The organism is Actinacidiphila sp. bgisy167, assembly GCF_057707665.1.
Window position 1 is genome coordinate 85,957 of the sequence record NZ_JBYIQP010000019.1, and the last position, 7,225, is coordinate 93,181.

The window sequence follows — 7,225 nt, forward strand, 5'->3', positions numbered from 1 at the left end:
GAGACGGCGCGAGACGGCGCGACAGCCGACGTACCGCCCCCACCGGCGCCGGCGCAGGTTTGCCGCGGGCTGTTGCGGGCCAAGCCTTACGCGGGAGGTGACCGCGCGCATGGACACCGCGGACGTCGTCGTCATCGGCGCCGGCATCGTCGGCCTGGCGACCGCCTACGCGATCACCCGCACCTCCCCCGGCACGTCCGTCCTCGTCCTGGACAAGGAGGACGGCCCCGCACGCCACCAGACCGGCCACAACAGCGGCGTGATCCACAGCGGCGTCTACTACCGCCCCGGCTCCCTCAAGGCGCGGTACGCGACACAAGGCGCCGCCGAGATGGTGAAGTTCTGCGCCGGCAACGACATCCCGCACCATGTGACGGGCAAGCTGATCGTCGCCACGGAAAAGGACGAGCTGCCCCGGCTGCACGCCCTCGTCCAGCGCGGGCGGCAGAACGACATCCCGGTGCGGGAACTGGGCCCCGCCCAGATCGCCGAGCGGGAGCCCCACGTACGCGGCCTGGCGGCGATCCACGTCGGCACGACGGGGGTCTGCGACTTCACCGCCGTCGCCGCGGCCATGGCCCGTCTCGCCACCGAAGGCGGCCGCGGCGAGGCCCGCGTCTCATACGGCACGGAGGTCCGGGCGCTCCACCGCGACGGGCGGACCGTGATCGTCGAGCCCCGCGGCGGCCCCCCGGTCCGGGCCAGGGCGCTGGTGAACTGCGCGGGCCTGCACTGCGACCGCGTCGCCCGCATGGCCGGAGCCACGGACGAGGACATCGCAGGCGTGCGCATCCTGCCCTTCCGCGGCGAGTACTACGAGCTGCGCCCGGCCCGCGCCGGCCTCGTGCGCGGCCTGGTCTACCCCGTCCCGGACCCCGCGTTCCCCTTCCTCGGGGTGCACCTGACCCGGGGCGTCGACGGCTCGGTGCACGTCGGCCCCAACGCCGTCCCGGCGCTCGCCCGCGAGGGCTACCGGCGGCGCACCGTGCGCCCGCGCGACCTCCTCGAGACGGCCGCGTTCCCCGGCACGTGGCGGATCGCCCGCCGCCACTGGCGCTACGAGGTCGGCGAGGTCGGCCGCTCGGTGTCGAAGCGTGCCTTCGTCGCGTCCGTACGGCGACTGCTGCCCGAGGTGAACGCCGACGACCTCGTGCCCGCGGAGGCCGGGGTACGGGCGCAGGCCGTGCTGCGCGACGGGACGCTCGTCGACGACTTCCTCATCGCGGGCGACGGCCCCTTCATCCACGTGCTCAACGCCCCCTCTCCCGCCGCGACGGCCTCCCTGCCGATCGGCCGGGAGATCGCCCGCCGGGCGCTGGCGGTTCTGGAACGCGCCTGACCGGCACCTATGCGTCGGCGTACGTCCCCAGCACACACGGCAGCACGGCAGGACACGTACGCGACCGGCACGTACGTAAAATCGACGCATCATGTCGAAGTCCCGCACCCCCCACTTCCCGGGCGGCCCCGCCTCCCACCCGCACCCGAACGCGCACACCGAGCAGCGCATCCGCACCTTCCACCCCCGCCGCGGCCGGGTCACCCACGGCCAGCGGGCGGCGCTGGAGCGGCGCTGGGCGGACTGGGGCGTCGACATCGACGGCACGCCGCTCGATTTGGACAAGCTCTTCGCCGACGCCGACCTCGGCCCGGACCGCCCCGTCGTCCTGGAGATCGGCTTCGGCATGGGCGACGCCACCGCCGCGATGGCCGCCGCCGACCCCCGCACAGGCATCCTCGCCGCGGACGTGCACACCCCCGGCCAGGGCAACCTCGTCCACCTCGCCGAGCGCGAGGGCCTGCGCAACGTCCGGGTCGCCAACGGCGACGCCGTCGTCCTGCTGCGTGACATGCTCGCCCCCGGCTCGCTGGCCGGCCTGCGGGTCTACTTCCCCGACCCGTGGCCCAAGGCCCGCCACCACAAGCGCCGCATGATCCAGCCGGAGTTCGTGGCGCTCGCCGTGTCGCGGCTGCGCCCCGGCGCGACCGTGCACTGCGCGACCGACTGGGAGCCGTATGCCGAGCAGATGCTCGAGGTGCTGACGGCCGAGCCCGGCCTGGTGAACACCTACGCCACGGCCACCGGCTACGCCGAGCCGCGCCCGTCGTTCCGCCCGATGACGAAGTTCGAGCGCCAGGGCCTCGCCAAGGGGCACGTCGTCCACGACCTGGTCTTCGAACGCCGGTGACCGTCCGGTGGTGCGGAATCACCGTCACACCGTCGCGCCACGAGGTCGCCGCCCCGTAAGGTCAGCGAGTGTCCTCGTACCCGCAAGCGCCCGACTCGCCCCTCCCAGGGCCGGCGGACCGACCCGTCGCACCCGAGTCCCCGGAACGCCTGCAGCAACCCCAGTTCGCTCTGCCCGCGCCCGCGCAGTGGCACTACAAGCCGCGACGGCGCTTCTGGGCGAACCGGACGTTCTGGCTGGTGGCGCTCTTCTCCGTGCTCGCGCTATGCGGAGTGATCATCCTTGCGCTGGTGCGCCGGCAGACCGGCACGGAGGGCCTGCTGGTCGGTCTGATCCTCGCCGTCCTGCCGGTCCCGATCCTCGGCGGTGCCTTCCTGTGGCTGGACCGGGTGGAGCCGACACCCCTGCGTGACGCTCTCTTCGCCTTCGTCTGGGGTGCGTGCGCCGCCACGCTGGTCGCCCTCCTCGCCAACACATATGCGACCGAACTGCTCGCGACGGCCTTCACCGCCACCGACTCGCAGAGCAACGTCTGGGGGGCGACCTTCGTGGCCCCTGTCGTGGAGGAGAGCACCAAGGGCGCCGCCATCCTGCTGCTCTTCCTCTTCCGCCGCCGCGACTTCACCGGGATCGTCGACGGGGTCGTCATAGCCGGACTCACCGCCACCGGCTTCGCGTTCACCGAGAACATCCTCTACCTGGGCTCCGGCTTCGCCGAGGACCAGGCGTACGGCCCTCACGGCGGCCTGGGCACGACCGCGGCGATGTTCGTCGTCCGGATCGTGATGACCCCCTTCGCGCACCCGCTGTTCACCTCGCTCACCGGCATCGGCTTCGCCATCGCCGCCACCTCCCGCCCCGGCCAGGCCCGCCGCTGGCTGGCGCCGGTGGGCGGCTGGCTGCTCGCGATGGTCCTGCACGGCACCTGGAACGGCTCCGCCTCGTTCAGCCCGCTCGGCTTCCTCGCCGTCTACGCGACGGTGATGGTCCCGCTCCTCGGCCTGCTGGTCTGGCTCGCGATCTGGTCCCGCTCGAACGAGCTCAAGACGATCCGCGCCCAGCTGCCCCAGTACGCCATGGCCGGCTGGCTCAGCCCGCCCGAGCCCACCGCCATCGGCTCCATGAGGGGCCGCGGGCTCGCCCGCTCCGCCGCCCGCGCCGCGCAGGGCAAGGCGGCCGCCCGCGCCGTCCGCGAGTACGTGTCCTTCGCGACCTCGCTCGCCTTTCTGCGAGCCCGCGCGAACCGCGGGGCGGCCGGCGCCGACTTCCAGGTCCGGGAGCAGGAGCTACTGCACCACCTGTGGGAGCGCAAGGCCGTCGCCCAGCCCGCGCTCGTGCATGCCGCCCACGCCATCCGGCCCGTTTTCCCGCCGGTCTACTCCTGGGTGACGCCCTCGCCGTACGGGCAGCCCTGGCCGCTCGCGCATGCATGGCCGGCACCTCAGGCGTGGCCGCGTCAGCAGACGTGGCCGCAGCAGGCGTGGCCGCACTCGCCGGGCCGGCCGCAGCGGCAGGCGTGGCCGCAGCAGCCCGCGCAGCCGGGGGCGCAGGGGGCCTATCCACAGGGCTGGGGACCGGGCCTTCCCCAGGTGCCGCCGCAGCAGGGATGGGGCGGGCAGGCAGCCGTCCCGGACGAGGACCCCTCGGGCGACGCACAGCCCCGCTGATTTCGGTCGCCGGAGCCCATGGCCCGCGACGCCGTCCGCGTACCACCCGGACGGGCGAGCGCGTACGACCAGCGGGGTGATCACCGCCCGCGCCCAGCGACCGACCGGACGTCCCCACGGTTGTCGGGATGTGCTGACCACCGAGCCCACCGGGTTGCGGCCCACCACGGACCAGGCCGCCGCCGTCGCCGCCACCGGCCGCAGCGGCGGAGAGCAGTCCGCCCTCGAGAGCCCGGCCACCCGTGCGCTCGCCGCGTCCCTCGGGGACGCCGGAAGCGTGCGGGTGCTGCGCGACGACCGCTCCTGCTGCTAGGAGATCCGCCGTGACCCGCGTTCCGAGCCGTGCCGGAGCACTCCGCACCCGCTACCGCGCCTGGCGCCGCGGCCGTCCCTTCTGGGCAGGAACGTGGACCCTGCTCGCCGGAGCGGAGATCCTCTTCATCCCGCTCGCACAGCCCTCGCTCATGATCCAAGGGGGCATCGCCGGTGTCTCCGGCCTCCTCATGGGCGTCTTCCTGCTCGTCCTCGGCCTCACCCTGTGGCTCGCCCCGCGCCACCGGGCCGTCATCGGCGTCGCCGCCCTGCTCTGCTCCGTCGCCTCCCTGGTGCTGTCCAACTTCGGCGGCTTCCTCATCGGCTTCCTGATGGGCGTCGCCGGCGGGGCCATGGCGGTCGACTGGATGCCGGACGAGGACGACGACGGCGGTCACGGACGGCGCTCCAGGCCCGTTCCCGACTGGGGCGGCGGGCACGGCACCACGGGCCCCGACGTACCGAACGACACCGCACCCGCTCCCGCGGGCGACTCCGAGCCGACGCCGCCCACGGCCTCGTGACGGAGGTCGGCGGCGTCAGTCCGCTGACTGGCACACGACGGCGCTGGCCAGCAGCACAGCGGTCAGAGCGGTGACGACGAGGGCCCTACGGAAGACTTCTGACATGGCACACCTCAGTGCAACGACGGTTGGCTTCGAGCGCTCCATAACTTACCGTCATCCCACACGCACGTGGAGTAACCGTCGACCCGCGGCCGCACTTCGGGGTTACGAAGTCCTCTGGCCCCGCACCTGAAGCCCGGCGAGCAGCTCACGCGTGGCCGCCGCCACGGCGTCCACGGCCTCGTCGAACGCCTCCCGGTTGTGCGCCGCAGGCGCCCGGAAGCCGGAGATCTTCCGCACGTACTGCAAAGCTGCGGCCCTGATGTCCTCGTCGCCGACCTCGGGCGTCATGGGCGGGCGCAGAGTCTTGATGCTTCGGCACATGCCACCAGTGTGCCCGCGCCCACTGTCAGGCCCACCCGGCACACGGCCGCCGGCCACACCACCAACCGCCTCCCGACCGGGGCGCGGGCATCGCCCTCCACCGTCAGCCCCAGGCACCGGCTTCCCCGCATAACTGCGCCACCGGACGCCGCAGCCTTCGTGCTGGCCGCCACCACCCCGTCCCGGCAAGCCAAACCCCCGCGCCCGCGACCCGCACCACGCGCTCCCACGCGCGCCCGGCCTCTGCCTCGACCGGACGCTCCGCCGACGCTGCGCCGACGCTGCGCACCGGACGCCGCACATGTCGGTGGCTGCTGCTAAAACTGGCTCACGCCGATTCGCCTCAGGGGGGGGCCTACGTGACGAATCCGAAGCACACCCTCGATCCCGTTCCAGGGCTGTACGAGTCACTCATCACCGACAGTCTCGAGGAGCGCATCAAAGAGCTCGGGACCGATGGATGGAGCGCCGTCGATGAGGTCGTCAGCACCGAGTCTGCTCCTCACGTGCTGTCCCGCCATATCGCGGGCAGCGTTGAGCGCGTTCTCGCGGGACTGACACCGTCCGAACAGGTTGTCGCCGCCAACCTCATCCTCGAGTCCATGAGCTCGATCAAAGGTGCCCAGCACGCGACGGATCTCGTCTCTGACGGCCCGCGGCAGTTGCTGGCGCTAGCCCAACAAGATGCAGAGGGCGTGTACGCGATCCGCCCCGCGACACCCCTGTCCGAAACCGCGCTGATCACGAACTCCCCCGAGGACCCCAGCCTCGGCTACGAACTCCGTGCCGAACTGGCTACTGCGGACAGAGTCGATCTGCTCTGCGCCTTCGTCAAATGGCACGGGTTGCGTGTCTTGGAGCAGTCCCTCCGTGCAGCGAACGAGCGCGGTGTGCCCATCCGCGTCATTACCACGACATACGTCGGCGCCACCGAACGCCGTGCCCTGGATCGTCTCGTTCGGGAGTTCGGCGCCGAGGTCAAGGTCAATTACGAGCTGCGCTCCACGAGGCTGCACGCCAAGGCATGGCTCTTCCGACGCAAAACCGGTTATGACACGGCTTACGTGGGCAGTTCCAATCTCTCCAAAGCTGCTCTCTTGGACGGACTGGAGTGGAACGTACGGCTGTCGTCGGTAGCCACGCCCAGCGTTCTGCGGAAGTTCGAGGCAACCTTCGACGCCTACTGGAGCGAGCCGGCGTTCGAGTCGTACGACCCCGACCGGGACGCCCGTCGGCTCGACGAGGCACTCATCACAGCAGGCGGCGGAAGTGCGCCCGGCAGCGGCCAAAGGCTCAGTCTCTCGGGGCTTGAGGTTCGCCCCTACCCGCACCAGCGCGACATGCTGGAGCGACTCGAAGTGGAGCGGGAGGTCCACGATCGGCATCGGAACCTCCTCGTGGCAGCCACGGGCACGGGCAAGACCGTCATGGCAGCCCTCGACTACAAACACCTACGGAGCAAGAACGGTCGCGACCTGAAGCTGCTCTTCGTCGCTCACCGCAAAGAGATACTCGAGCAGTCCCTGCGCACCTACCAGGATGTACTCGTCGACGCGAACTTCGGAGAGCTCCTCGTAGGTGGAGAGATCCCGAACGATTGGACGCACGTATTCGCGAGCGTCCAGTCCCTGAACGCCAAGGCCCTGGACCGCTTCGCACCCGACCACTTCGACGTCGTCGTGATCGACGAGTTCCACCACGGCGTCTCCCCCACCTACCGGAAGATCATCGACCACTTCGCTCCGCAAGAGCTGCTGGGCCTCACGGCAACCCCAGAGCGCATGGACGGCCAAAACATCCAGGACGAGTTCTTCGACGGTCGCATCGCGGCCGAGATGCGGCTGTGGGAGGCCCTTGAGAACGACCTGCTGACCCCCTTCCACTACTTCGGCATCACCGACAACGCCGACATGAGCGCCATCGCGTGGAAGGCGGGCGCCTACGACAGGACCGGGCTGGACAACCTCTTCACCGGCAACGACGCTCGCGCCCGCCTCGTCGTCCAAGCCGTCCATGACAAGGTCACCGACCCCGGCTCCATGAGGGCCCTATTGATCCGAAACGGTTTGGGTTCTGGGTCGTTGGTGATGTGTGAGCGATCTGGTGG

General features: G+C 71.2%; 7 protein-coding genes. 6 read left to right on the forward strand and 1 reads right to left on the reverse strand.

The window, feature by feature from the left end; all coding sequences use genetic code 11:
* The first annotated feature begins 109 nt into the window (after positions 1–109).
* The 5 genes from lhgO to AC3ET4_RS10615 all read left to right on the forward strand — a co-directional run bounded on the left by lhgO (position 110) and on the right by AC3ET4_RS10615 (position 4,692).
* The gene (gene lhgO, locus AC3ET4_RS10595) at positions 110–1,339 is read left to right on the forward strand and encodes an L-2-hydroxyglutarate oxidase (protein ID WP_431948388.1); all 1,230 of its coding nucleotides are present in this window, start codon (positions 110–112) and stop codon (positions 1,337–1,339) included.
* Between the two features lie 91 nt (positions 1,340–1,430).
* Positions 1,431–2,189 carry a tRNA (guanosine(46)-N7)-methyltransferase TrmB gene (gene trmB / locus AC3ET4_RS10600; RefSeq protein ID WP_431948390.1) on the forward strand — a complete coding sequence of 253 codons (759 nt, stop codon included), beginning with the start codon at positions 1,431–1,433 and terminating at the stop codon, positions 2,187–2,189.
* A gap of 68 nt (positions 2,190–2,257) precedes the next feature.
* Positions 2,258–3,856: a PrsW family intramembrane metalloprotease gene (locus AC3ET4_RS10605; RefSeq protein ID WP_431948392.1), complete on the forward strand. Its 1,599-nt coding sequence runs from the start codon at positions 2,258–2,260 to the stop codon at positions 3,854–3,856.
* A 130-nt stretch (positions 3,857–3,986) separates the two neighbouring features.
* Positions 3,987–4,169 (forward strand): hypothetical protein, encoded by a 183-nt coding sequence (locus AC3ET4_RS10610; RefSeq protein ID WP_431948394.1) that lies wholly within the window; start codon positions 3,987–3,989, stop codon positions 4,167–4,169.
* Positions 4,170–4,179: 10 nt separating this feature from the next.
* The gene (locus AC3ET4_RS10615; protein WP_431948396.1) at positions 4,180–4,692 is read left to right on the forward strand and encodes a DUF6114 domain-containing protein; all 513 of its coding nucleotides are present in this window, start codon (positions 4,180–4,182) and stop codon (positions 4,690–4,692) included.
* 207 nt (positions 4,693–4,899) lie between these two features.
* Here the strand turns inward: AC3ET4_RS10615 and AC3ET4_RS10620 are convergent, their stop codons facing one another.
* Entirely contained in the window at positions 4,900–5,118 is a 219-nt protein-coding gene (locus AC3ET4_RS10620) for a DUF2277 domain-containing protein (RefSeq protein WP_431948398.1), read from the reverse strand.
* Between the two features lie 359 nt (positions 5,119–5,477).
* Here AC3ET4_RS10620 and AC3ET4_RS10625 point away from each other — a divergent pair.
* Positions 5,478–7,225: DEAD/DEAH box helicase (locus AC3ET4_RS10625; RefSeq protein WP_431948400.1), on the forward strand; the 1,748-nt coding region annotated here is incomplete at its 3' end.